Annotated in this window: 23 protein-coding genes and 1 tRNA gene; 18 read left to right on the plus strand and 6 right to left on the minus strand. The window is 61.3% G+C overall.

The window, feature by feature from the left end; genetic code table 11:
- The first annotated feature begins 45 nt into the window (after nt 1-45).
- A complete protein-coding gene (locus SJY21_RS01290) occupies nt 46-837 on the plus strand; it encodes a hypothetical protein (RefSeq protein WP_377505056.1) in 792 nt (263 codons plus the stop codon).
- Between the two features lie 199 nt (nt 838-1,036).
- On the opposite strand, the gene SJY21_RS01295 is transcribed toward SJY21_RS01290, so the two are convergent.
- Nucleotides 1,037-1,765 carry a FadR/GntR family transcriptional regulator gene (locus SJY21_RS01295; protein ID WP_377505059.1) on the minus strand — a complete coding sequence of 243 codons (729 nt, stop codon included), beginning with the start codon at nt 1,763-1,765 and terminating at the stop codon, nt 1,037-1,039.
- Nucleotides 1,766-1,847: 82 nt separating this feature from the next.
- Here SJY21_RS01295 and SJY21_RS01300 point away from each other — a divergent pair, with 82 nt between their 5' ends.
- The 17 genes from SJY21_RS01300 to SJY21_RS01380 all read left to right on the plus strand — a co-directional run bounded on the left by SJY21_RS01300 (nt 1,848) and on the right by SJY21_RS01380 (nt 18,669).
- On the plus strand, nt 1,848-2,576 hold the full coding sequence (locus tag SJY21_RS01300) for a DUF2182 domain-containing protein (protein ID WP_377505062.1): 729 nt from the start codon (nt 1,848-1,850) through the stop codon (nt 2,574-2,576).
- A gap of 12 nt (nt 2,577-2,588) precedes the next feature.
- Complete coding sequence (locus SJY21_RS01305; protein ID WP_377505065.1) at nt 2,589-3,242, plus strand: DUF1326 domain-containing protein; 654 nt, start codon at nt 2,589-2,591, stop codon at nt 3,240-3,242.
- Complete coding sequence (locus SJY21_RS01310; RefSeq protein WP_377505068.1) at nt 3,239-3,745, plus strand: DinB family protein; 507 nt, start codon at nt 3,239-3,241, stop codon at nt 3,743-3,745. Before SJY21_RS01305 ends, SJY21_RS01310 begins: the two co-directional genes overlap by 4 nt.
- Entirely contained in the window at nt 3,746-4,846 is a 1,101-nt protein-coding gene (locus SJY21_RS01315; RefSeq protein ID WP_377505071.1) for a dimethylsulfoniopropionate demethylase, read from the plus strand.
- A 68-nt stretch (nt 4,847-4,914) separates the two neighbouring features.
- A complete protein-coding gene (gene acuI, locus SJY21_RS01320; protein ID WP_377505074.1) occupies nt 4,915-5,898 on the plus strand; it encodes an acryloyl-CoA reductase in 984 nt (327 codons plus the stop codon).
- A 189-nt stretch (nt 5,899-6,087) separates the two neighbouring features.
- The gene (locus SJY21_RS01325; protein WP_377505075.1) at nt 6,088-6,507 is read left to right on the plus strand and encodes a universal stress protein; all 420 of its coding nucleotides are present in this window, start codon (nt 6,088-6,090) and stop codon (nt 6,505-6,507) included.
- 50 nt (nt 6,508-6,557) lie between these two features.
- Entirely contained in the window at nt 6,558-8,282 is a 1,725-nt protein-coding gene (locus SJY21_RS01330) for a BCCT family transporter (RefSeq protein WP_377505078.1), read from the plus strand.
- Nucleotides 8,283-8,415: 133 nt separating this feature from the next.
- Nucleotides 8,416-9,633, plus strand: a complete 1,218-nt coding sequence (locus SJY21_RS01335) for an aminotransferase class V-fold PLP-dependent enzyme (protein WP_377505081.1) — start codon at nt 8,416-8,418, stop codon at nt 9,631-9,633.
- A gap of 18 nt (nt 9,634-9,651) precedes the next feature.
- Nucleotides 9,652-11,070 (plus strand): cryptochrome/photolyase family protein, encoded by a 1,419-nt coding sequence (locus tag SJY21_RS01340; RefSeq protein ID WP_377505084.1) that lies wholly within the window; start codon nt 9,652-9,654, stop codon nt 11,068-11,070.
- A gap of 123 nt (nt 11,071-11,193) precedes the next feature.
- Entirely contained in the window at nt 11,194-12,402 is a 1,209-nt protein-coding gene (locus SJY21_RS01345; RefSeq protein ID WP_377505087.1) for a class I SAM-dependent methyltransferase, read from the plus strand.
- Nucleotides 12,403-12,434: 32 nt separating this feature from the next.
- The gene (locus tag SJY21_RS01350) at nt 12,435-12,875 is read left to right on the plus strand and encodes a TrgA family protein (protein WP_377505090.1); all 441 of its coding nucleotides are present in this window, start codon (nt 12,435-12,437) and stop codon (nt 12,873-12,875) included.
- 2 nt (nt 12,876-12,877) lie between these two features.
- The gene (locus SJY21_RS01355) at nt 12,878-13,912 is read left to right on the plus strand and encodes an NUDIX domain-containing protein (protein ID WP_377505093.1); all 1,035 of its coding nucleotides are present in this window, start codon (nt 12,878-12,880) and stop codon (nt 13,910-13,912) included.
- A 52-nt stretch (nt 13,913-13,964) separates the two neighbouring features.
- Nucleotides 13,965-14,999, plus strand: a complete 1,035-nt coding sequence (locus SJY21_RS01360; RefSeq protein ID WP_377505096.1) for a cysteine synthase A — start codon at nt 13,965-13,967, stop codon at nt 14,997-14,999.
- A 5-nt stretch (nt 15,000-15,004) separates the two neighbouring features.
- Nucleotides 15,005-17,443, plus strand: coding sequence for a DUF3772 domain-containing protein (locus tag SJY21_RS01365; RefSeq protein WP_377505099.1), 2,439 nt, complete (start codon nt 15,005-15,007; stop codon nt 17,441-17,443).
- Entirely contained in the window at nt 17,440-18,159 is a 720-nt protein-coding gene (locus tag SJY21_RS01370) for an alanyl-tRNA editing protein (protein ID WP_377505102.1), read from the plus strand. The genes SJY21_RS01365 and SJY21_RS01370 overlap by 4 nt, the downstream gene beginning before the upstream one ends.
- Nucleotides 18,156-18,521 (plus strand): hypothetical protein, encoded by a 366-nt coding sequence (locus SJY21_RS01375; protein WP_377505105.1) that lies wholly within the window; start codon nt 18,156-18,158, stop codon nt 18,519-18,521. The genes SJY21_RS01370 and SJY21_RS01375 overlap by 4 nt, the downstream gene beginning before the upstream one ends.
- A gap of 58 nt (nt 18,522-18,579) precedes the next feature.
- Nucleotides 18,580-18,669, plus strand: a tRNA-Ser gene (locus SJY21_RS01380).
- Nucleotides 18,670-18,799: 130 nt separating this feature from the next.
- Here SJY21_RS01380 and SJY21_RS01385 read toward each other — a convergent pair.
- From SJY21_RS01385 to SJY21_RS01405, 5 genes are all read right to left on the minus strand, one after another.
- Entirely contained in the window at nt 18,800-20,992 is a 2,193-nt protein-coding gene (locus tag SJY21_RS01385; RefSeq protein ID WP_377505108.1) for an ATP-binding protein, read from the minus strand.
- Between the two features lies 1 nt (nt 20,993).
- On the minus strand, nt 20,994-21,491 hold the full coding sequence (locus SJY21_RS01390) for a hypothetical protein (protein ID WP_377505111.1): 498 nt from the start codon (nt 21,489-21,491) through the stop codon (nt 20,994-20,996).
- A gap of 15 nt (nt 21,492-21,506) precedes the next feature.
- Nucleotides 21,507-22,553, minus strand: a complete 1,047-nt coding sequence (locus tag SJY21_RS01395; protein ID WP_377505114.1) for an HD-GYP domain-containing protein — start codon at nt 22,551-22,553, stop codon at nt 21,507-21,509.
- Nucleotides 22,554-22,649: 96 nt separating this feature from the next.
- Nucleotides 22,650-23,789: a lytic murein transglycosylase gene (locus SJY21_RS01400; RefSeq protein WP_377505117.1), complete on the minus strand. Its 1,140-nt coding sequence runs from the start codon at nt 23,787-23,789 to the stop codon at nt 22,650-22,652.
- Between the two features lie 37 nt (nt 23,790-23,826).
- On the minus strand, nt 23,827-24,423 hold the full coding sequence (locus tag SJY21_RS01405; protein WP_377505120.1) for a gamma-glutamyl kinase: 597 nt from the start codon (nt 24,421-24,423) through the stop codon (nt 23,827-23,829).
- Nucleotides 24,424-24,539 lie beyond the last annotated feature (116 nt).

A 24,539-nucleotide genomic window follows, 5' to 3' on the forward strand; every position in this document is an offset into this window, starting at 1 on the left:
GGGTGTCTGCGCTAACGCTGGGGTGTTCGCTGTTGCGGGGTGCAGATGCCAAACGGTTTTTCGATTTTCACGGGCGCGATTGGTGCCTTGCTGCGGCATCCCCACGTCGTTTTGCAGATCACGCTGGTGCTGTTCCTGATCAACCTTGCGATCGAGGCATGGGATCTGCGCAACTACATCACCTATGCACCAACGGGGTTCAGCACGGTTCTGCTGACCCTCGCCAACTGGGCCTTGGTGTCGATTGTCGCCGTAAGCTGGCACCGCTTTGTGCTGCGCGATGAACACCCGCACGGCCTGTTCCCACACGGGCGGGCGGGGCTGTGGTTTCGCTATTTCATTTCGTGGTTTGTCTTGGGAATCGTTGCTGGGCTGATTACCGTGGCCGTTGGTTTTGTGTTCTTCATGCTGTTCAACCTTTTGGCGCCGTTCGCGCAATCAGCCACTGGCCTGTGGTTTCAACTGCTTGAAGGCGGATCGGGCCAAGGATACGGGTTTATCGCACTGGCCGCCTGCGTGTTGGGCTGGGTGTTCCTTTATGCGCTGTTCCGGCTGGGCATGGGCCTGCCACATCTGGCCGCATATGGCGACAACCTTGCGATGGGCGCATCGCTGGCACGCACGCGGCCCCTGCGCGGGGCCATTGCCGTGACGGCGGCGCTGGCGTCACTGGGGCAGGCTGGATTGCTTAGTGCCATGATGCTGCCCTATGCCTTTGTCACGCCAAGCGCGCAGGACCTGTATCTGGCGCTGGTCTTTCAGGTCGCGCTTTATGTGATCATGGTCCTGTGCGGCGCAGCGCTTCTGACGCGGATTTATCAGGCGAGCGAACCCTGACGACACCGACCAACGCGCGCCGTGCATCGTCAGGCCGCGGGGTGGCGATCCAACAATGATGCATGGCACTTTATGGTAGCCAAGCACGTCCACCCTTTTAGATTTGCGCCTGAATCAGCCACATCGCCAGTCCGGCGGGGCGGCCTGACGCCGCACGGCGGCCTGCGGCCTTGATTGCTGTCTGCGGCGGCCTGCCCGATCAGCGCGCCGCCCGCTGCGCCATGACTACTTCGGCCAGTTCCATCGTATAGCGGGCGAGGGCGGCCAGATGGTCGTCACAGGCCCCGCCATCGCGCGCTTCCAATGCGTCGGCAATCGCGTGGTGCAGCGCGACGATCCGTTCGCGATCACGCGCGGTAAAGGTGATCATGTTCATCAGCGGCTGCATGGCTTCGACGGCGCCAGCCAGTTGATAGGACAGCACAGGATTGCCCGCACCGTCCACCAGCGCACGGTGAAAGGCGACGTCAGAGGCGCAAAACGCTTCGTCCGTGAGGCCCGGTTGGGACTGGCGAAAACACTCGGCGCGCATGGTGGCCAGATGATCAGGCGTGCGGCGCTGGGCCGACAGCGGCGCACAGGCGCGTTCCAGCGCATAGCGGGCTTCACAGGCGGTGGTGAAACTGACGTCATTCATGCTCAGTAGCAGGGTCGAAGTGGTGATTTGCTGCGCGTAGGCATCCTCGAACCGCAAACGGTTCACAAACGCGCCCCCTGTGGCGCCGCGCTGTGTGCGGATCAGGCTTTGCGCCGCCAGCCGTTTCAGCGCCTCGCGCACGGTGGGGCGGGACACGGCGAATTGTTCGGCCAGTTCCGCCTCGCTGGGCAGGCGTTCATCCACCGGCATTGCGCCGGAAATAATGGCATCGCGGATCGCCTTGGCGATCTGGGCGGACAGGTCGGCGGGATTGTTGGGATCAATTTTCATTTGTCAGACATTTAAAAGTCTGACATTTAAAACGCAAGAGCTGAGTCGGGGAGGACAGATGCTTGCACGCGTGATCAGAACGATGACGGCACCCCATTGGCTGGGGCTGTTCGGGCTTGTTCTGGCGGGCTGGATGGCACTTTACCTGATGGCGATCCCCGCCGAGTTGCGCAGCCTGTCACGGATTTACGGCAGCGATTTCTGGGCGGACCTGTGCCGCGTCACACCGGACGGCGCGGGTTTGGTGAAACTTTGGGGCATGTGGGCACTGATGTCGGCGGCGATGATGCTGCCCACAGCACTTCCGGCATTCGCGACCTTTGACGACCTACCCACATCGCGGCGTGATTTCGCGGCCCTCGCGGGGGGCTACCTTGCGATCTGGCTGGGCTTTTCGGCTGTCGCGGCGCTGGCGCAAATGGCGCTGTGGCAGGCGGGGCTGGTTGATCAAACCGGCCTGAGCCTAAGCCGCATTCTGTCAGCCGCGCTGTTGATCGGGGCGGGCGCATACCAGTTCACCGCCCTGAAAAACGCCTGTGTCAGCAAGTGCCGCGCGCCGATGGCATTCTTTATGGATCACTGGGCCAGCGGGGCGTGGCGGATGGGACTGCGCCTTGGCGCGGTTTGTCTTGGCTGCTGCTGGGCGCTGATGGCGCTGGCCTTTGTCGGCGGCGTGATGAGCCTTGCCTTTATGGGCCTCGCGACCCTGCTGATGGTGTTTGAAAAACTACCGCAATTGGGGGATCGCCTGACGCGACCCCTTGGATTTGGTCTGATCGGCGCGGGCGCGCTGGTGCTGGCCGGCATTTAAAGGAGAGCGATCATGGACGGCAATTCACACCCGCTGCGGCGCAAGATCAGCGCAACCGACTGGGCCATCAAGGGCGAGCTGTTCTTGAACTGCAACTGCACTGTGTTCTGCCCCTGTGTGGTCAGCCTTGGGGCGCACCCCCCGACCGAAGGCTACTGTCAGGCCTGGATGGCCGTGGCGATTGACGAAGGTCATTTCGAGGGCGAGGACCTGTCGGGCCTCAACATCGGCATTCTGGCCGACATTCCGGGGCGCATGGCCGAGGGCAACTGGAAGGTCGCGCTCTATGTGGATGAACGGGCCTCTGATACCGCCTATGACGGTCTGGGCCGTATCTTTAGCGGCACGGCAGGTGGCACCACGGGGCTGTTCACGATGCTGGTCAGCGAAATCATCGGCATGGAGCGCGAAAAGGTCGATATCATGCGCGAGGGCACCAAACGTGGCCTTTATATCGGGCGCAAGATCCATGGCGAGATCGAGATGATCACCGGCACCGATCCCAGCCAGCCCGTGACCATGACCAATACGCAATATTGGATGGGGCCGGATGTGATCGCCGCGCGCGGATTGAAATCCAAGGTGCGCGACTATGGCCGTGTCTGGGATCTGTCTGGCAAGTCGGGCGAGATTTGCGCGATTGACTGGAAAGGTGCGGCCAAGTGATCGACGCGGGCTACTGTCAGATGATGGCGCGCTACAACGCGTGGCAAAACAAAGGCTTGCGCGCCATTGTTGATGCGATGGATGAAGAAGAGCTGCGCCGTGATCGTGGTGCGTTCTTTGGCTCGATCCTTGGCACGCTGAACCACCTGCTGTGGGGCGATCTGATCTGGATGGCGCGGTTTCAGGGCACACCGCCCCCCGCACAGGGCATTCCCGAAAGCCCCGCCATGACATCCACGCCAACCGAATGGTCCACACAGCGGTTTCGCACGGACGGGCGCATCACCCTTTGGGCGGACAAATTGAACACGATTGATCTGATCGGCCCGCTGACGTGGTATTCCGGCGCGATGGATCGCGAGATGCACCAGCCGCTGCAAACCTGCATCGTGCATTTCTTCAACCACCAGACCCATCATCGCGGTCAGGTCCATGCCATGCTGACGGCGGCGGGGGCCAAACCCGGCCCGACCGATCTGGCCTTCATGCCCGAGGATTTCTGAATGGCGCTCATTTCCCCGTCACGCCGGCTGCGGCGCACTCCGTTTTCCGATGGCGTCGAAGCCGCGGGTGTGAAGGGCTATACGTCCTATAACCACATGCTGTTGCCGACGGTGTTCCGGTCTGTCCAGGAAGATTACCGGCATCTGAAAACGGCCGTGCAGGTCTGGGATGTGGCTTGCGAGCGGCAAGTCGAAGTGCGCGGACCCGATGCGGGGCGTTTGATGCAGATGCTGACCCCGCGTGACCTGCGCAAGATGGAACCGGGCATGTGTTACTATGTGCCGATGGTCGATGAAACCGGCGGGATGCTGAACGATCCGGTGGCCGTGAAACTGGCCGAAGACCGCTATTGGATTTCCATCGCCGACAGCGATTTGCTGTTCTGGGTCAAAGGGTTGGTCTATGGCTTCCGGCTGGACGTGCTGGTGGGTGAACCCGATGTGTCGCCACTTGCGATTCAGGGACCGAAAGCAGATGATCTGGCGGCACGTGTCTTTGGTGACGGCGTGCGCGATATCCGGTTTTTCCGCTTTGGCTGGTTTGAATTTCAGGGCCGTCAGATGCTGGTTGCCCGTTCCGGCTATTCCCGGCAGGGTGGTTTCGAGATTTACGTCGAAGGCGGCGATATCGGCATGCCCCTGTGGCACGCCCTGATGGAAGCGGGGCGCGATTTGGACGTGCATGCGGGCTGTCCCAACCTGATTGAACGGATCGAGGGCGGTTTGCTGTCTTATGGCAACGACATGACCCGCGACAACACCCCCCACGAGGCCGGATTGGGGCGGTTCTGTTCGACCCAGACGGCGATCGGTTGCGTGGGGCGCGATGCGTTGTTGCGTGTCGCCAGCGAGGGGCCGGTGAAGCAGGTGCGCGCCCTGCGCATCGAAGGGGACATCCCCCCTTGTGACCGTGTCTGGCCCTTGATGGACGGGCAGCATCAGGTCGGCGCGATCACTTCGGCGGCGTGGTCGCCCGATTTTGAAACCAATGTCGCGATTGGCATGGTGCGGATGACCCACTGGAACCCGGCGACCGATCTGGACGTTGTGACCCAGAACGGCGTGTTTCCGGCTGTGGTGCAGGAAACATTCTGGATTTAGCGCCTGTTGCGCCGTCGGAGCCTCCGGCGGGGATATTTCAGGCAAGATGAGATTGAAGGAGAGATGCGATGTTCAACGCTTTGGTGGTTGAGAAGGATGATGAAGGCAAGACGAGCGCGGCGGTGCGCGAGATCGGCCTTGATGATCTGCCCGAAGGGGATGTGACCGTCGCGGTGGAGTATTCCACGGTGAATTACAAAGACGGGCTGTGCATCGGACCGGGCGGCGGGCTGGTGCGCAATTATCCGCATGTGCCGGGGATTGATTTTGCCGGCACCGTCGAGGCATCAGATGATCCGCGCTACAAGGCGGGCGACAAGGTTGTCCTGACCGGCTGGCGCGTGGGCGAGGCCCATTGGGGCGGGTATTCCCAGAAAGCCCGCGTCAAGGCCGACTGGTTGGTGCCGCTGCCCGAGGGGTTGGATGCGCGCCAGGCAATGGCCGTGGGCACCGCCGGATTCACGGCGATGCTGGCGGTGATGGCGCTGGAAGATCACGGGATCAAGGACGGGCCGGTGCTGGTCACGGGAGCCGCGGGCGGAGTCGGGTCGGTCGCGACGGCGATTCTGGCCAATCTGGGGCATCAGGTGGCCGGTGTCACAGGGCGCCCCGAAACGGCCGATTATCTCAAGGACCTTGGCGCGACACAGATCGTGGCCCGTGCCGAGCTGAACGAGACCACCAAACGCCCGCTCGAGGCGGAAACCTGGGGCGGATGCGTCGATGCGGTGGGCGGCGAGATGCTGGCCCGTGTGTTGGGGCAGATGCAATACGGTGCTTCGGTCGCCGCCGTTGGTCTGGCAGGGGGGGCGGCACTGCCCGCCACGGTCATTCCGTTCCTGTTGCGTGGGGTGAACCTGTTGGGAATCGATTCGGTCATGCAGCCCTATGAAACCCGTGTCCGCGCATGGCAGCGTATCGCCCGCGACCTGCCGATGGCCAAGCTGGACGCCATGGTCCAGCCCGCCGTCCTGTCGGATTTGCCAGGGCTGGGACGCGATATTTTGAAGGGTCAGATCAAGGGCCGCGTGGTTGTCGACGTGAACGCCTGACGCCCCTTGTCGGCCGCTCCGTGTCGCGATTTGGTGCAAAAGTGCCTTTGCGGGGTGTTTTTTGCACAAACTGCCTGTTAGCGTTTCCCCATGTGGGGGGACGTTTGCAGCGATCCTTTCCAATTGAACAGGCGAATAGGGGCAGCGCCCCAGGGCGCACCTCTGCATTCGTCAGAACAGGAGGGATATATGTTCAAGCGTATCATGATGCCCGTGGATTTGGCCCATGTGGATAGTCTTGCGCAGGCAATGACTGTCGCGGCCGATCTGGCGGGCCACTATGGCGTCGAGCTTGTGTTTGTCGGCGTCACCGGGACGGCGCCCAGCGGTGCGGCGCGCTCACCCGAAGAATACCGCGACAAGCTGGCGGGCTTTGCGGCCGAAAAGGCCAGCCGCCACGCGATCAGCACCGCATCACATACCGTCGTCAGCCATGATCCTGCGGTCGAACTGGATGATGTGCTGGTCCGGGCCGTGGCCGAGGTCGGCGCCGACCTTGTCGTCATGGCAACCCATGTGCCCAACATGTCCGATATGATCTTGCCGGCACATGGCGGCGCCCTTGCGCGCCATACGGATGTTTCCGTCTTTCTTGTACGTCACGCCTAGGCGAGCAAGACCACAAACAACAAAACAACAAAACAACAGGGGGGCCATTCATGGTCGACGAAACAACAAACCAAGGGATACCGGAGCCCGAAGGACACTCCGAAGTGATCCAGACCGATTACGAAATCGGTCAGGACAATATCGAAACGAAAATCGGGCCGTTCAAGATCGACATTCACAACCCGGTTTTCGTGATTTCATCCGTGATGATCGTGCTGTTTGTCGCCATCGCGCTGATCTGGCCCGAAGGGTCCAAGGAAACGTTCCTTGCGGTGCGCAACTATGTGAAATCAACCTTTGACTGGTTCTTCCTGCTGTCGGCTAACCTGTTCGTGCTCTTTGCGCTGCTGCTGATCGTGACCCCGTGGGGCAGCGTGCGCCTTGGCGGAACCGAGGCCACGCCGGACTACAGCTATCCGGCATGGTTCGCGATGCTGTTTGCCGCCGGTATGGGCATCGGGCTGATGTTCTTTGGTGTGCTTGAACCGGTTTACTACTTTGGCACGCCCTGGGGCGATCAGCCGCTGGGGGGCGAATTGGGCATCGTTGACGGTGTTGTCGCAGATGCGGCCGCACTCGAGGCGGCCCGCCAGATGGCCATGGCCGCAACGATCTATCACTGGGGGCTGCACCCTTGGGCGATCTATGCGATCGTCGGTCTGGCGCTGGCATTGTTCAGCTATAACAAGGGTCTGCCGCTGACGCTGCGTTCGGCCTTTTATCCGCTGCTGGGTGAACGTGTCTGGGGGGCGTGGGGCAATGCGATTGATACCATCGCCGCCTTTGCCACCCTGTTCGGGCTGGCCACATCGCTGGGCTTTGGTGCCACGCAAGTGGCTTCGGGTCTGACCGAAGTGTTCGGGTCGGGCGTTGCCGAAGACGGTACGCGCAACTTCCTTGGGTTCCTGTGGGGCAATGCCGATACCAGTTCGGACAGTTCGTTCCTGCTGGTGCTGATCATCGCCTTCATCACGGCCATCGCGCTTGTGTCGGTCGTGCGTGGCCTTGATGGCGGGGTCAAGGTGCTGTCGGAAATCAACATGGGGCTTGCGGGCCTGCTGCTGGCCTTTGTCTTTCTGGCCGGTCCAACCCTGTCGATCCTTGGTGATTTCTTTGGCGGGCTTGTGGGCTATGCCAAGAACATCGGGCCGCTGTCCAACCCCTTCGGGCGTGAAGACACAGGGTTCCTGCACGGCTGGACCACGTTCTACTGGGCGTGGTGGATCAGCTGGTCGCCTTTCGTGGGCATGTTCATCGCCCGCGTCAGCCGGGGCCGCACCGTGCGCGAGTTCGTGATCTGCGTGCTTCTGATCCCCTCGCTGGTCTGTGTGTTCTGGATGGCGACATTCGGCGGCACTGCCATCACCCAGGTGATCGAGGGCGCAACCGAAAGCGGCGTGTTCCAGAACGTGATCGCAAGCTACAAGCCTGAAATCTCGCTCTTTGCGATGTTGGGTGAATTGCCACTGGCCTCGATCACATCGGTGCTTGCGGTGGTGCTGGTCATCATCTTCTTCGTGACCTCGTCGGATTCCGGCTCGCTGGTGATCGACACGATCACGGCGGGTGGCAAGGTCGACGCGCCTGTATCGCAGCGTATCTTCTGGTGCATCTTTGAGGGTGCGGTTGCGGGTGTGCTGCTGCTGGGGGCTGCCGGCACGGCGGGTCTGGATTCGCTTCAGGCGATGGTGATCTCGTCGGGGCTGTTCTTTACCGCAGTCCTGCTGGTCATGTGCTTTTCGATCATGCGCGGGCTGATGTCCGAAAAACGCTGATCGGGCGCTGACATGTTGTGATGGGGCCGCTCCGGTTGGGGCGGCCCTTTTGCGTTTGGCCCATGCGGGCGCCCAAACGCAAGCGGCCCACTTCACGATTGCAATCGTCACAAACTCGCGAAACACTGCGCCCATGAAACTCGATATTGCATGGGTGCGGGCCCAGTTTCCCGCCTTCGCCGAGGCACCGTTGCAGGGGCAGGCCTTTTTTGAAAATGCAGGTGGATCATATACTTGCGCACCAGTCATCGACCGCCTGACGCGGTTCTATCACCAGCGCAAGGTGCAGCCCTATGCGCCCTACACAGCTTCGGAACTGGCAGGGGCCGAAATGGACGAGGCGCGCACGCGATTGGCACAGATGCTGGGGGTCGCCACGCACGAGGTATCGTTCGGGCCGTCCACCACGCAAAACACCTATGTGCTGGCCAATGCCGTGCGCCGCTGGCTGAAACCCGGCGACGCGGTGGTAGTTACCAATCAGGATCACGAGGCCAATTCCGGCCCGTGGCGCAGGCTGGCCGAGGAAGGGATCGACGTGCGCGAATGGCGCATCGACCCTGAAACCGGCCATCTGGACCCTGACAAACTGACCGACCTATTGGACGAAAAGGTGCGCGTGGTCTGTTTCCCGCATTGCTCCAACGTGGTCGGTGAAATCAATGATGTGGCGGCGATCACCGCGCTGGCCCATGCGGCAGGGGCCTTCACGGTTGTGGATGGTGTCAGCTATGCGCCACACGGCTTTGCCGATGTGGGCGCGCTGGGGTGCGATGTTTATTTGTTCAGCGCCTACAAGACCTATGGCCCCCATCAGGGCGTCATGGTCATCCGCGAAGCGTTCGGAATGGACCTGCCCAATCAGGGGCACCATTTCAACGGGGGCAGCCTTTATAAACGGTTCACGCCCGCAGGGCCGGACCACGCCCAGGTTGCGGCCTGTGCGGGCATGGCCGATTACATGGACGCGCTGTCGGCCCAGCATGGTGGCGGGCAGGGGGCCGATGCGGCACGCCTGTCCCACGATTTGATGCGCGCGCATGAAATCGCGCTGATGGAGCCGCTGCTGGAGTATCTGGCGGCGAAAAACTCGGTGCGGATGCTGGGGCCAAGCGCGCCCGACACCCGCGCGCCGACCATTGCCTTGGAGCTGGCCGAACCGGGTGAAGGGGCGGCGGCGCGCCTCGCCAATCACGGGATCATGACCGGTGGTGGTGATTTCTATGCAGGTCGCGCGCTGGCGGGCATGGGCGTGGACCCCGACAAGGGTGTGCTGCGCCTGTCGTTCACCCATTACACATCCGCCGCCGAGGTGGACAAACTTATTGGCGCGCTAGATCAGGAGATATAGCAGCAAAACAGGCGCGCCGTGACTGATAAATCCCCGATAATCCTGTGGTTTCGCCGTGATCTGCGGCTGGCCGATCATCCGGCACTGACGGCGGCGGCGAAAACGGGGCGGCCCGTGATACCGCTGTTTATCCTTGATGAGGTCGTCGAAACGCACGGCGCTGCGCCAAAATTCCGCCTTGGGCTGTCTGTTGGCAGTCTGGCCACATCCCTGCACCGTCACAACAGCCGCCTGATCCTGCGCCGTGGGCGTGCGCTGGACGTGCTGCGCAAGGTGATTGCGCAGACGGGGGCAGGGGCCGTCTATTGGTCGCGGCTTTATGATCCGGCGGCCAAGGACCGCGACACAGGTGTGAAAGCCGCGCTGAAAGACGACGGGATCGAGGCGCGTAGCTTTAACGGGCATCTGCTGTTTGAGCCTTGGACGGTGGAAACCAAAACCGGCGGGTTCTACAAGGTTTACACACCGATGTGGAAATCCGTGCGCGACCGCGATGTTGATGCAAGCCTGCCCGAACCCGCGCTGACCTTGCCTGATACTTGGCCCGCATCGGACAATCTGGACGATTGGCAAATGGGGGCAGCGATGAACCGCGGGGCCGATGTGCTGGCCCGGCATGTCTGCGTAGGCGAGGGCGCGGCGCGTGACCGTTTGGACCAGTTCATCGCTCGGCGGGTCGCCGATTACAAAACCTTGCGTGATTTTCCCGCCGCCGAGGCCACATCACGCCTGTCCGAAAACCTGACCTACGGCGAAATCGCGCCGCGTGCGCTATGGCACGCCGGTTGGCGCGCGGTGCAGGACGGCAAGGCAGGCGCGGAACACTTCCTGAAAGAAGTCGTCTGGCGCGAGTTTGCCTATCACCTGGTGCATCACACGCCGCGCATCATGGACAGAAACTGGCGTGACGACTGGGATGCATTCCCTTGGAACGAAACGGAAAATGCTGATGTGCGCGCGTGGAAGATGGGCCGCACGGGCATACCCTTTGTCGATGCGGCCATGCGCGAGATGTATGTGACAGGCACCATGCACAACCGCGCGCGGATGATTGTCGGGTCGTATCTGACGAAACACCTGATGACCCATTGGCGGATCGGGCAGGCGTGGTTTGACGACTGCCTGATAGATTGGAATCCGGCGGCCAACGCGATGGGCTGGCAATGGGTCGCGGGCAGCGGGCCGGACGCGGCACCCTATTTCCGCATCTTCAACCCCGAAACCCAGCTGGACAAATTCGACGCCGACCGCGCCTATGCGCGGGCGTGGATTGCCGAAGGGCACGGCGATCCCACCGCCACCGCGTTGTCCTATTTTGACGCCATTCCGCGCAGTTGGAATCTGGCGCCCGATACACCCTATCCGGCGCCTGTCGTGGCGCTGGACACGGGCCGCAAGCGCGCGCTGGATGCCTATCAAAACAGGGATGGCGGGTGATTGCCCTTGGGTCATTCTTGGCCGAAGCGGAAAAAATGAAACCCTTTCCGTGACTTCCACGTAACTTGTATTAAGATATATGCGCGCCGCAAGGGTGGGGCGCGCCACTTGCAGGGGGTTGGGATGATCCTGACGACAACACAAGGGCAGGATAACCTGCCGCGCTATTTCGCATCCGTCTTTGATGTGATCAGCCGCATTCCGCGTGGTCGGGTGGACATCATCCTGCCCGACGGGCGGCATTTTCGGGCCGAGGGGCTGGATGCAGGTTTTGTCGCGCAGCTGCAGGTGCACAACGACGATCTGTTCGCCCGCCTGATCCGCGAAGGCGATCTGGGTTTCTGCGAGGCCTATATGGACGGGTGGTGGACGACACCGGATTTGCAGGCCTTCATGGACCTTGTGCATGATGACGCCGAAGAAATGTATGACGGCTTTCCGGGGCAGCGGTTCGTGCGTGCCTATGAACAGTTGCGCTTTTGGTTGCAGTCAAACTCCAAGCGACAGGCCAAGAAAAACATCAGCTATCACTATGATCTGGGCAATGATTTCTACGGGCTGTGGCTGGACGACACGATGACCTATTCGTCGGCCAAGTTTGAAACCGGACAAGAGCCGCTGGAAAAGGCGCAGGAACAGAAATACGCCAGCATGGTTGACCAGATGGGCGCAAAGGCGGGTGATCACGTGCTGGAAATCGGCTGTGGCTGGGGCGGCTTCGCCGAATACGCCGCGCGCGAACGCGGGATCAAGGTGACGGGGCTGACCATCAGTCAGGAACAGTTTAACTATGCCACGGACCGCATTGAAAAGGCAGGCCTTTCCGACATGGTGACCTTCAAGTTGCAGGATTACCGCGACGAGACCGGCAGCTATGACGGGATTGCCAGCATCGAGATGTTCGAGGCCGTGGGCGAAAAATACTGGCCGGTTTATTTCGACACCCTGCGCGACCGTCTGAAACCCGGCAAGAACGCCACGCTGCAAATCATCACCGTGCAGGATGCCCGCTGGGACGTGTATAAACGCGGCGTCGATTTCATCCAGAAATACATCTTCCCGGGGGGCATGCTGCCCAGCCCGACAGTGCTGCGCCAGCAAGTCGAAAAGGCGGGGTTAAAGGTGGCCCATTCGATCGAATTCGGCGAAAGCTACAGCCAGACCCTGCGCCGCTGGCACGATGATTTCAACGCGCGCTGGGATCAGGTGGCCGCGCTGGGATTTGATGACAGGTTCCGGCGGATGTGGAACTTTTATCTCACCTCTTGCGCGGGGACGTTTCATAGCGGAAACTGTGACGTAACACAGATCACGGTGACACGGCCCGCGTGAAGGTTGGCACCGCTGGGACAAGGAGCAGTGCCATGCCTACTTTCGGACGTTTGACCGCGGCGATCCTGTTTGCGCCGCTTTGCTGGTATGTGTCGCTGCTGGCCCTGCCGCTGTTCCCCGAAGGGCGCACCCCACCCATGTGGGCCGAAATCAATGCCGTGATCGGCCTGTTGATGGGCTGGATCATCGCCGGAAAACGCGCCGGTGACGGGACAAGTGCCGCCATCGGCTATGGCCTCACGACCTTTGCGGCGATCATATTCTGGTCGCTGTTTGCCCATTCCTTTGTGGAAATGATCGACCGGTCTTTGAACAAACGCTACGATGGCCCCTCCGAAGCGGTGATCAGTATCATGGAACTGGCTGCCGAACTGGGCATGTGGCTGGCCACGCCGCTGGTGCTGGGCACCTTGGTTGTCGGCTCGCTGATTGCCGCACTGATCACCGAATACATCGGCAGCAGGTATTCCTGAGGATGACCCCGGACAAGGGATTGGTCATTTTCGGCACCCTTCTCGACCCGGCGCTTGTGGCGCTGGTGCTGGGGCGCGATGTGGACGTTCATGAAACCGAATGGGCCGTGCTGACAGGGCATTCCGTGCGGTGGGCCAAGGGGGAAGACTTTCCGCTGCTGGTGCCCGACAAGGACGGCGCTGCCAAGGGCGTGCGCTTTACCAGGCTGACGCAGGCCGACTACGCCCGCCTTGATTACTACGAAGGTCTGTTTGGCTATCGCCGCCGCGATATCGGTGTCATGGATGCCAGCGGCACATGGCACGAGGCCGAGGTCTATTGGCCCACCAACGCCCGGTGGGATGCGGGTGTGTTGTGGGACTATGACACATGGCACAGCGAATTCGGTGCGCAGAACCTGATCGCCGCCGCCGACAAGATGGCCGGTTATGACGCCGCCCCCGATACCGTGCGCCATATCGCCCAACGCCGCGTCTATGAAAACTTCTTTGCCATGGACGAATACGATCTGCAGTTTCGCAAGTTCGACGGCAGCATGAGCCCGACTGTGGAACGCGCGGTTTTCGTCGGCTGTGAAAGCGCGATCGTGCTGCCATATGATCCTGTGCGCGACCGCGTTTTGGTGATCGAACAGTTCCGCACGGGCGTTTACGGCACGGGAGACGACAACCCCTGGACGATTGAACCCATCGCGGGCCGGATTGATCGTGGCGAAACCGCCGAGGATGCCGCCCACCGCGAGGCCGAGGAGGAAGCGGGGATTACGCTGCGCGACCTGCTGCCCGTGGCCACGGCCTATCCCAGCCCCGGTTCCTCGACCGAGGTGTTCAATCTTTTTGTCGGCTTGTGTGACCTGCCCGATGACATCACCGGCATTGGCGGTGAACTGGCCGAGGACGAGGATATTCGCAGCCACCTGTTGTCGTGGGATGAATTTGATGCGCGCCTGAATGCAGGCGGCTTTCGCGTCTTGCCCCTGATCGCCGCAGGGCATTGGTTGGCACGAAACCGTGAGGGGTTGCGTGCATCTGCTTGAGTTCGCACCAGCGCGCCCCTAGACAGGAGGGCAAGCAAGAAAGGCCCGAAAGATGCAGATAAAATCCGACCTCGCCGATACTGTTGGCAACACCCCCCTGATCAAACTGCGCGCCGCGAGCGAGGCCACAGGCTGCACCATTCTGGGCAAGGCGGAATTCATGAACCCCGGCCAGTCCGTCAAGGACCGCGCGGCGCTGTTCATCATCCGTGATGCGATTGCCAAGGGGCAGCTGAAACCGGGTGGCACGATTGTCGAAGGCACCGCCGGAAACACAGGCATCGGCCTTGCGCTGGTCGGGGCCTCGATGGGGTTCAAAACCGTGATCGTCATTCCCGAAACGCAATCGCAGGAAAAGAAGGACATGTTGCGCCTGGCAGGGGCCGAACTGGTGCAGGTGCCCGCCGCGCCTTATCGCAATCCCAACAACTATGTCCGCTATTCGGGGCGGCTGGCGGAAAAGCTGGCGCGCGAAACCAATCAGGGTGTCATCTGGGCCAACCAGTTTGACAATGTGGCCAACCGGCAGGCCCATATCGAAACCACGGGGCCGGAAATCTGGGACCAGACGGGCGGCAAGGTTGACGGGTTCGTCTGTGCTGTCGGGTCGGGCGGCACGCTGGCCGGTGTCGGCATGGCGCTGCAACCCAAGGGCGTGAAAATCGCGCTGGCCGATCCCGATGGCGCAACGCTGCACAGCTTTTACACGACGGGCGAACATGCATCGTCCGGCAGTTCGATTTCCGAAGGGATCGGGCAGGGGCGTATCACCGCCAACCTTGAAGGGTTCACGCCCGATATGTCGTTCAACATTCCCGACAGCGAGGCTTTGCCGATCGTGTTCGACCTGCTGGAACACGAAGGGCTATGTCTGGGTGGATCATCGGGCATCAACGTCGCCGGTGCAATCCGCATGGCGCGCGAAATGGGGCCGGGCAAGACCATCGTGACGGTGTTGTGTGATTACGGCACGCGGTATCAATCCAAGCTCTGGAACCCCGAATTCCTGCGCGAAAAGGGTCTGCCGGTCCCCGGCTGGCTGACGGCCGCGCCGCAATCCATCCCTGGTGTATTCGAGGACGTATGACCCTGATGCGCATCATTCGCTTCGCGGCGCTGTGGTTGCTGCTTGTCCTGCCCCTGGACGCCATCGCGCAGGACACAAGCGACGACACAGCCGCCGCCGAGGCCGTTCAGGCTGAAACCCTGACCCGTGAAACCGTTGCAGGCATTGATTATGGCCAGTGGGACAGTGTGGCCAGCCGCGCCGAATCCGCCCTTGAAGCCGGGCGCGCATCAAGCTTTGCGCTGGAACAACTGCGCGCTGAACTGGTTGAGTGGCGCGACACGTTTCTGGCGGGTCAATCGGTCAACAGCGCGCGGATCGAAACCGTTTCGGCCCAGATCAGCGCGCTTGGTCCAACAACCAACGAAGCGGGCGATCCGATCGAGGAATCTCCGGCGATTGCCGCGCGCCGCTCGGTTCTCAACGATCAGCTGGATCGCTTGCAAGCGCCTGTGATCCTTGCCGAGGAGGCGCATACACAAGCCAACGGGCTGATCAGCGAAATTGACACGCTGATCCGTGACCGTCAGGCGCAGGCGCTTTATGCGCGCGACACGTCCCCCCTGATGCCGCAGAACTGGACCGCGACCTGGGACGCGGTAAAGTCGGGCGGCGTGGCCATCTACAACGAAGCGCGCGCCACCCTGAACAACCAGGTCCGCCGTGCGGTCGTGATCAGTGCAGCGCCCGCCGCAGGCCTGTTGGCGCTGGTCGGTTTTGTGCTGCTCTTGCGGGGGCAGCGATGGGCCGCGCGCTTGCAAAACCTGGTGGTCGCGCGGTCGCGGCGTGGGCGCGGTGTCTGGGATTTCGTAATTTCCCTCAGCCAGATCATCCTGCCGCTGCTGGGTGTTGTCGCGGTGACGGCAGCGGTTGATGCGCTTGGGGTATTGGGCCAGCGGGGCACGGCGCTGCTGAATGTGCTTCCTGCAGTGGCGCTGTTTGTGCTGTTTGCCCGCTGGCTTTCGGGGCACTTCTTTGCGGATGCGGACGGGCAGGTGGGCGTTGCCCCGCTTGACTTCGCGCCCGAGAAACGCAGCCAGGGCCGCTGGCTTAGCACGTCACTGGGGTGGTTGCTGGGCGCGCGTATCCTGCTGGAATCGTTCCTGACGGTGATTGATGCCTCCGCGGCGGTGCAAGCGGTGGTGTTGTTACCTGTCGCGGTGCTGGTCGCGCTGATGTTGTTCCGGCTAGGGCAGATGCTGGTGCGCTACGGCGCAGCGCCACCTGCGCCAGCCGATCAGGACGACATGCCCGCGCCACGGCCCTATACGGATCGCCTAGTTGCGCTGGTCGGGCGCATTTTGGTGGTGATTGCCGCCATCGCGCCGCTGCTGGCGGTGTTGGGGTATACGGCGGCGGCCAACACGCTGCTTTATCCGGCCGTCATGTCGCTAGGTGTGCTGGGTGTCGTATTGCTGCTGCAAATCCTTGTGTTTGACATCTACACCCTGCTGACCCGCGCCGAGGACGGCAGCCGCGATGCACTTATCCCGGTGTTGATCGGCTTTGTGTTGATGCTGCTGGCGCTGCCCGTCCTGTCGCTGGTCTGGGGCGCGCGGGTCGCGGACCTGACCGAGCTTTGGACACGGTTCCGGCAGGGCTTTTCCATTGGCGCGACACAGATTTCGCCGACCAGCTTCCTGACATTCGCGATCGTGTTCGCCATCGGTTACACGGTGACGCGACTGGTGCAGGGCACGCTGCGCACCACCGTGTTGCCCAAGACGCGCATGGATATCGGCGGGCAGAACGCGGTCGTGTCCGGCCTTGGCTATGTGGGGATTTTCCTGGCGGCGCTGGTCGCGATTACCACTGCGGGCATTGATCTGTCCGGGCTTGCGATTGTCGCAGGTGCCCTTTCGGTGGGCATCGGTTTCGGTCTGCAAAACATCGTGTCGAACTTTGTTGCCGGTATCATCCTGCTGATCGAACGGCCCATCTCCGAAGGTGACTGGATCGAGGTCGGCAACCAGATGGGTTATGTGCGCGATATTTCCGTGCGCTCGACCCGGATCGAAACTTTTGATCGCACCGATGTCATCGTGCCCAACGCCGATCTTGTCAGCGGGCAGGTCATCAACTGGACCCGTGGCAACAGTATCGGCCGCGTGATTGTGCCGGTTGGCGTGGCCTATGGCACCGACACCGATCGTATTTCCGACATGCTGCTGGAACTCGCGCAAGAGCACCCGATGGTGCTGGCTAACCCTGCGCCCAGTGTCGTGTTCCAGGGTTTTGGCGCAGATTCCCTTGATTTCGAGATCCGCGCGATCCTGCGGGATGTGAACTGGGTGCTCAAGGTCAAGTCCGACCTGAACCACGCCATCGCCCGCAAATTCGCCGAGGAAGGGATCGAGATACCCTTTGCCCAGCGTGACGTCTGGCTGCGCAATCCCGAGACCCTGCCCGGCGCGGCCAAGCCCAAACCAAAGCCCAAACCAAAGGCGAAGGACGGCACATCATGACCACGCCCCTGTTTCGCGATAACGCCTATTTGCGCGATGCACCTGCCACCGTCACCGCGATCACCGACGAAGGCGGGATCGTGCTGGATCAAACGGTGTTTTATGCCACAGGTGGTGGCCAGCCCGGCGATAGCGGCCAGCTTTCATGGGACGGTGGTGCAATCGAAATAGCCACGACCGTCAAAGGCGAAACGGACGCGATCATCCTTGTGCCTGCCGAACCCGCGCCGCTGCCGCCCCTTGGCGCGCCTGTGACCCAGTCCCTGCACTGGGACCGCCGCCACCGGCTGATGCGCGTGCACACCGCGTTGCACCTGTTGTCGGTCGTGATCCCGTTGCCTGTGACGGGCGGGTCCATTTCCGCCGACAAGGGGCGCCTTGATTTCGATATGCCCGGAGCCCCCGACGACAAGGCCGAAATCGAAGATACCCTGAACAAGCTGATCGCCTGCGATTTCAAGGTCAGCGAAGAATGGATCGCCGAGGCCGAACTGGATGCCAACCCCGCGCTGGTGAAAACCCTATCCGTGCAGCCGCCGCGCGGGGCAGGGCGCATTCGCCTGATCCGTATCGGCAGCGGCGAAAACACCGCCGATCTGCAACCCTGTGGCGGCACACATGTGGCCTATACCGGTGAAATCGGCAGGGTGCGCATTGGCAAGATCGAAAAGAAGGGCAAGCAAAACCGCCGCGTTTACATGCACTTGGTGTCATGAGCTTTGCCTTGGTTGCGCGGAGTGTCGCCGCGATCTGTGCGGTGCTGTTTGTGATCCTGCTGGTGTTTCCAGCCGCCTACGCCCCGACCTACGGGGTGGGCGCGGATGCGGATGTGCAGTTCATCACACGCCGCGCTGCGCCGATGTTCATCGCGCCCGCGGTCATTTTGTGGCTTGCCGCTGGTGCGCCTGACAGCCCGCTGCGCCGCGCCGTGGCGCTTGGCTTTGCCCTGACCTTTGTCGGGATTGCCGTCACTGGCGTGGCTGCATTTCTGGAAGGGTCCGCAAGCGCTGCAATCGTGATCGCGGCCTTGGGTGAATGCCTGATGGCCACGGCCCTGTGGATCACGCGCAAAAACTGACGCCTTTGGTGAACTGCCCCTTGAAACTGCCATACCGCTTGGATTAAGGACACCCCACGGACAGGTGGCCGAGTGGTCGAAGGCGCACGCCTGGAAAGTGTGTAGGCGGGAGACCGTCTCCAGGGTTCGAATCCCTGTCTGTCCGCCACCTCACCTAATAGACAACAATAGAGACAGCCGATTACGGATTTTCAGGTCCGTTGCAGGGTTTGGCGGCGGTTTGGCCGCAACGCCCGCAGGCGCATGGTGCGCGCGGCGCCGGCCGTCCATGGACGCTGTCAGCCGACCTTCTTGACCGCTTCGTTTTTTGCGCTTTCCAGTGCGGCAAAGGCGGCGTTCAGACTGACCTCCAGATCCTGATCCAGACGGGCAATCCCTGTGGCATCGGGGCTGTCACGCAGTGTTTGGGCGGTGGTGGCCAGATATGCCAGACCCAAGGTTGCGGTTGCCCCTTTGAGGGTATGCAGCGCGTGATCATAGGCGGGGCTGCCCTGCGCGGCACCTTTGACATCCGTGACCAAGCCAGCGCCATCGCGCGCAAGGTTTTCCAGCATGTCATGAAACAGATCCGGCCCAAGGTCCGACAGCATGGGCGCGAATTGGTCCATGTCCAGCAGCGCGCTGCCGGCCTTGGCGGGCGTGCCAACGCTGCCAGGATCGGCGGCGCGCACATGTTTGGCAAGGATCGCGGCGATTTTCTTGCGCGTGACTGGTTTGGCAACGAATTCGTCCATCCCCGCATCAAGACAGCGCTGCCGGTCCTGGGCAAAGGCGTTTGCCGTCAACCCGATCACCGGCAGCGTAAAGCCGCGTTCGCGCAAGGCTTTCGTGGCCTCAATTCCGTCCATGACGGGCATTTGCTGGTCCATGATGACCAGATCAAACGCGCCGAATTCCAGGGCTTGCAGCGCCAGTTCACCGTTCGCCGCAGTCGTGACGGTCGCGCCAAAGCTTTCCAGCAAGGCAGTGGCGACCTCGCTGTTGATGGCGTTGTCTTCGGCCAGCAGGATATGTGCTTCAATGCCCGTGTCGTGCGGCGTTTGCGCAAGGGCCCGCGCGTGTTGTGCGGGCGCATCGCCCAGCACCTCGACGGGAATGTCGAACCAGAAGGTGCTGCCCTGGCCGGGGGCACTGTCCACACCGATCTGCCCGCCCATGCCGGTGACGATCCGTTTGGAAATCGCAAGTCCCAGCCCCGTGCCACCAAAGCTGCGCGAGGTCGCGTTGCCGATCTGGCTAAAGTTCTGGAACAGCTTGTGCTGGTCCGCGACCGCGATCCCGACACCGCTGTCTTGCACTTCAAAGCGCAGCAATGTGCCGTCTTGCAGGGTTGCACGCAGTTGGATGCCGCCTTCGGGCGTAAACTTGATCGCATTGCCGATCAGGTTCAGCAGTACCTGGCGCAGGCGCACATCGTCCGTCGACACAATGATCGGTGGCAAATCAATGGCAAAGGCCAGTTGGGCATCGTCAAGGCGGTGCTGAAACACATCGGCCAGAAGATCGGCCAGTTCCGGCAGGGACACCGGCAAATTGCTATAGGTCACACCATTGGCGTCAAGGTTCGAATAATCCAGAATATCATTGATCACATCCAGCAAAATATGGCCCGACCGGCGGATTGTCTGGGCGCGGCGCGCCTGCGTCGGCGCAAGATCGGTATCCATCAAAAGGTCGGCCGCACCGATGATCCCGTTCAGGGGTGTGCGGATTTCATGGCTCATCATCGCAAGAAACAGCGACTTTGCCTCGCTTGCGGCCTGCGCCAGCTTGGCGGTTTCGGAATTGCGTTGGGAAAGGTCGCGCAGCTGTCGCTGGGTTTGGGAAATCGTGCGCAATTGCTTGAATTGCAAGGTAATCGTTGCGGCAAACAACAGGGCTGTGATGGCAACAACTGTGGCAAGGCGTTGATAGTCCGCCAACAATTGTGCGCGATCGCGGGTGCGGGCGACGCTCAGGCGTCGGTTGGTGGCAATGACCAATGCATTGCTTTGCGTCTGGATTGCGCGGGCATCACGTAAAAGACCGGGAAGGGCCGCAGTGAAGACGGCATCGTCGGCGGCAAGCGCGTCGATGGTTTGCGCCAGCGAAAGAATGTCCCGTCGCACCTTGTCGGCACCGCTTTGCAGGTCGGCTGATCCCTGGAAGGGTTCGGCAAACACCCCCGCCGACAACAGCGTCACACGGCTATACAACAGATCAAAGTTCATCCGCACAGCGCCAAGGGTTGCGGCATCGGGTTGGGATCGCGCAACCAGGATCGCATCCACAAGGCGCGATGCCTCGCGGTGGGTCTGGAATACCGCCCACATCGCATCTTCGCGCACGCTTTGCGAGACATCCTGCTGTTTGTCACGCAAGCTCAGGAACAGATAGACCGTGGCGGCGATCATGATCACGCCGAGGATGATCAACGTCGCCGTTACCCAGCCGATCGACCGAGGGATCAGTTTTCGCAGGATCGCACCCACATTACCCCTGCACGTCGATGCGGGTGATTTGCCAGACCGAGCGACCAAAATACACTTCGTTAAACAGGTCGGGCACTTCGTCAAACGGATAGATCAGGAACAGCGGGCCCTTGTCGCGCACCGACATCAGGTTGCCGTCCAGATGGGTGGCGAACACCACATCAAAGTCGCGCAGGTCTTGTGCTGGCACCTCGGCTGCGTAGTCATTCAGGGCGACCACTTGCAATGTGTCACCGGTCGCACCGACAGCATCCAGAATGGCCGCGCCCAGGGGGCCGCTGAACGTATGGGGTTCGCCAAACCATGGCGTGTTTGTCACCGTGTCGCGTTGCGCCAGATCAGCCAGCATCGCCTGATCAAACTGCGCGATGCCATCGCCGTTGGTGTGGGCAATCTGGCCCGTGACGGTCAGAACAACCGGGCCAGTGGGCATTGACAGGGTGTCGGCATTGGCCAGCCCTGCAAACATGATCATCGCGAGCGTTGTAAAAAATTTCATGACAGTCCTTCAGGGTCAGGCGACGTCAGTTGAACTGGACGCCGGTTGGTAAATCTTGCGAATGTCGTCGATCCCCGCACAAAAGGCCGCGACACAGTCAGGATCAAAGTGTTTACCCGATTGGGTTAAGATTTCGTTGTAAGCCGCATCAAAAGACCACGCCGGTTTATAGGTCCGCTCGGAGCACAGGGCGTCAAACACATCGGCCACCGCCGCGATCCGGCCGGGCAGGGGGATATCGTCGCCCGCAAGCCCGCCGCCATAGCCGCTGCCATCCCATTTTTCGTGGTGATAAAGCGCAATTTCGTGCGCCATGCGGATCAATTCGCTTTCGCCGTCCTGCAGGATGCGCGCACCGATATCAGTGTGTGTTTCGATTTCCTTGCGTTCGGCGGGCGTCAACGCGCCGGGCTTGTTCAAGACCGCATCGCTGATGCCGATCTTGCCCGTGTCATGCAGGGGCGTGGCCAGATAAAGCGTGCGGCAATAGGCGCGGCTTAGCCCCAACTCGCGCGCGATGACCTTGGCAACCGAGGCCACGCGTGAAATATGTTCGCCCGTCGATCCATCGCGCGTTTCAATGGCACGCGACAGCCGCCAGATCAGTTCTTCCTCGCGCGCGACCAGCTTTTGCGTGGCTTTTTGCACTTCGTAGTCAAGATGTTTGGCGCGGTCCATCAGGGCCAGCTGCGCCTCGCGCAGGGCCAGCAGGTTCTTGGCCCGCACGCGCAGTTCTTCGGGGTCAAAGGGTTTGTTCAGGAAATCTGTCGCCCCTGATTTCACCGCCTCAAGGCGCAGATCACGGTCATTGTCCGCCGTCAGCATGATGATTGGCACGACTTGATACTGCACCATCGCGCGCAGTTTTTTCAGGCATTCGATGCCGTTCATTTCATCCATGCGGTAATCGACCAGCACCAGATCAAAGGTGGTTTCAGCGCAGCGATCCAGCGCTGCCTGCGCGCTTTGGAAGGCTTCGACATCATAGGTTGCGTGGCGCGACAGCACCGCGCGGATCACGTTCAGACTGATACGTTCGTCGTCGATGATGCAAATGCGCATGGCTAACCCCGTGTGACACCTCACACTGGTTTAGGTCAGGTCACACCCATCATGTAAGCCCCTAAGAAGATAGAATTTTAATTGAAATGCGCGGGTCTAGCGGAGCGCCGCCAGCACATCACGGGTTGCGCGCCCTGTCACATCCATCCCCTGACGGCGTTGGAAATCGCTGATCGCGGCTTCGGTTTTCGCACCGATTACACCGTCGATCGTGCCGATGTCATAGCCGCGCGCGGCCAGCGCACGCTGCATCGCCAGCCTGTCGTCGCGCGTCAGCCCGTTGGCATCGGGTGGAAAGCTGCCGCGCAAGGGGCCCGCACCGCCGATCCGGTCAGCCAGATGCCCGACACCAAGCGCATATAGATCGGAATTGTTATAGGTTTTCAGCACGTCGAAATTGCGCGTCACCGTGAAACTGACACCGCCCGCCTGTGGCTGGATCGTGCGCCCGGATGGCCCGCCCGTGCCAGCCTCGGCCCCCCATGGCAGTCCTGTGCGCCAGCCGTTGCGCGCCAGATAGCTGGCCGTCGAGGCCAGCGCATCGGCGGGGTCGTCGCCCCAGATGTCGCGCCGCCCGTCACCGGTGAAATCCACCGCAAAGGATTGATAGGACGTGGGAATAAACTGCGTATGACCCATGGCGCCTGCCCAGCTTCCGGTCAGGCGGGAAGGGGTCGTGTCGCCGTTTTCAAGGATGCGCAGGGCGGCAATCAGCTGCGATTCGTAAAACGCGCCGCGCCGCCCGTCATAGGCAAGGGTCGCCGTGGCGGACACCACGGGAATCTGGCCGCGTTTTTCGCCAAACTGGCTTTCCATTCCCCAGATCGCCGCGACGATCAGCGCATCCACACCGTAACGCGATTCAATCGCCGACAGGGTGCTGGCGTGGCGGGCAAAGGCGGCGCGCCCCTTGCTGATGCGTTCGTCCGAGGTGGCGATGGACAGGTATTCTTCAAGGGTGCGGCGCGTCTGGATCTGGGTGCCATCGCGGGTGATCACACCGGGCAGGTAGCCCGCATTGGCAAAGGCCGCGTCCAGCGTGGCGGCCGAAATGCCGGCACTGCGCGCGCGCGGCCGGAATGCCGCGACCCAGCGGGTAAAACCATCGTTTGGCACGGGGCGCAGATCGGCTGGCAATCCGTTGGTGCTGACCCGCTGGATGGCCGGGGCGGCGGTGCAGGCCGCCAACCCGAAAGCGCCTGATGCGGCAAGAAAGACACGTCGATTGAGTTTCATACCGCCACCTTAACCCGCCCTTGATACAATACCACCGCTATCGCCGCCCCGCCGCATGGACGCGAAATTCATCGGCGCATTTTCGCTGGAATTTGGCGTGGGTCGCCTCCGACAGCTCCAATGGCATCCGCGGTGAGACATTCATCTGTGGCAGGGCAATCTCGACGCCCAGACGATCCTCAAGATAGGCAATCAACTGATCCTGTTGTTCGTATTGGAACAGATGGTTCACGCCAATCTCGCCCTCTTTATCAAGCAGGAACTTGGCCTGACTGCCGACCTGCGCAAAGGGCGGCTTGGCGCCTTTCATATAGGCCTGCACGAAATCATCGAAACTGATGTCGCGGGTGCTGTTCTTGTGACCAATCAGATCATCGCGGTGGCGATAGCGATACCAGCTGCCCAGCCAGTCGACGGGTTCGCGCACCACGGCAAGGGTTTCCATCTCCTGACCACCGGCCTGCTTGAAATAGGGGTGAAGGAATCGCCGGTAGCGGTAAACGGGCGCGTGTTTCAAAAGCGGCGGATCGCGCATGACCATCGACGCCTTTGGCGACAATGCCCGTTCCAGCGCGGTCGTTCCGGTCTTGGGAACCGCCAGCATCACCAGCTTTTCGCTCCAGAAAACAAGCATTTAACACTACTCCTTGGCGTTGAGCCATTTCACCGCGTCTTTGTAAACTACTCCTTAACCACTTGGGGAAAAAGTGGGGTCAGGAAAGATTTATCTTGAAATGTTCTCATTTTGGT

The organism is Octadecabacter sp. R77987 (assembly GCF_042466115.1).
Taxonomy (GTDB): Bacteria; Pseudomonadota; Alphaproteobacteria; order Rhodobacterales; family Rhodobacteraceae; genus SW4.

Bases quoted from the DNA above. Each gene is read 5' to 3' on its own strand.
- SJY21_RS01290 (WP_377505056.1), top strand. From the start codon at position 46: ATGCCAAACGGTTTTTCGATTTTCACGGGCGCGATTGGTGCCTTGCTG.
- SJY21_RS01295 (WP_377505059.1), bottom strand. From the start codon at position 1,765: ATGAAAATTGATCCCAACAATCCCGCCGACCTGTCCGCCCAGATCGCC.
- SJY21_RS01300 (WP_377505062.1), top strand. From the start codon at position 1,848: ATGACGGCACCCCATTGGCTGGGGCTGTTCGGGCTTGTTCTGGCGGGC.
- SJY21_RS01305 (WP_377505065.1), top strand. From the start codon at position 2,589: ATGGACGGCAATTCACACCCGCTGCGGCGCAAGATCAGCGCAACCGAC.
- SJY21_RS01315 (WP_377505071.1), top strand. From the start codon at position 3,746: ATGGCGCTCATTTCCCCGTCACGCCGGCTGCGGCGCACTCCGTTTTCC.
- acuI (WP_377505074.1), top strand. From the start codon at position 4,915: ATGTTCAACGCTTTGGTGGTTGAGAAGGATGATGAAGGCAAGACGAGC.
- SJY21_RS01325 (WP_377505075.1), top strand. From the start codon at position 6,088: ATGTTCAAGCGTATCATGATGCCCGTGGATTTGGCCCATGTGGATAGT.
- SJY21_RS01330 (WP_377505078.1), top strand. From the start codon at position 6,558: ATGGTCGACGAAACAACAAACCAAGGGATACCGGAGCCCGAAGGACAC.
- SJY21_RS01335 (WP_377505081.1), top strand. From the start codon at position 8,416: ATGAAACTCGATATTGCATGGGTGCGGGCCCAGTTTCCCGCCTTCGCC.
- SJY21_RS01345 (WP_377505087.1), top strand. From the start codon at position 11,194: ATGATCCTGACGACAACACAAGGGCAGGATAACCTGCCGCGCTATTTC.
- SJY21_RS01350 (WP_377505090.1), top strand. From the start codon at position 12,435: ATGCCTACTTTCGGACGTTTGACCGCGGCGATCCTGTTTGCGCCGCTT.
- SJY21_RS01355 (WP_377505093.1), top strand. From the start codon at position 12,878: ATGACCCCGGACAAGGGATTGGTCATTTTCGGCACCCTTCTCGACCCG.
- SJY21_RS01360 (WP_377505096.1), top strand. From the start codon at position 13,965: ATGCAGATAAAATCCGACCTCGCCGATACTGTTGGCAACACCCCCCTG.
- SJY21_RS01365 (WP_377505099.1), top strand. From the start codon at position 15,005: ATGCGCATCATTCGCTTCGCGGCGCTGTGGTTGCTGCTTGTCCTGCCC.
- SJY21_RS01370 (WP_377505102.1), top strand. From the start codon at position 17,440: ATGACCACGCCCCTGTTTCGCGATAACGCCTATTTGCGCGATGCACCT.
- SJY21_RS01375 (WP_377505105.1), top strand. From the start codon at position 18,156: ATGAGCTTTGCCTTGGTTGCGCGGAGTGTCGCCGCGATCTGTGCGGTG.
- SJY21_RS01390 (WP_377505111.1), bottom strand. From the start codon at position 21,491: ATGAAATTTTTTACAACGCTCGCGATGATCATGTTTGCAGGGCTGGCC.
- SJY21_RS01395 (WP_377505114.1), bottom strand. From the start codon at position 22,553: ATGCGCATTTGCATCATCGACGACGAACGTATCAGTCTGAACGTGATC.
- SJY21_RS01400 (WP_377505117.1), bottom strand. From the start codon at position 23,789: ATGAAACTCAATCGACGTGTCTTTCTTGCCGCATCAGGCGCTTTCGGG.
- SJY21_RS01405 (WP_377505120.1), bottom strand. From the start codon at position 24,423: ATGCTTGTTTTCTGGAGCGAAAAGCTGGTGATGCTGGCGGTTCCCAAG.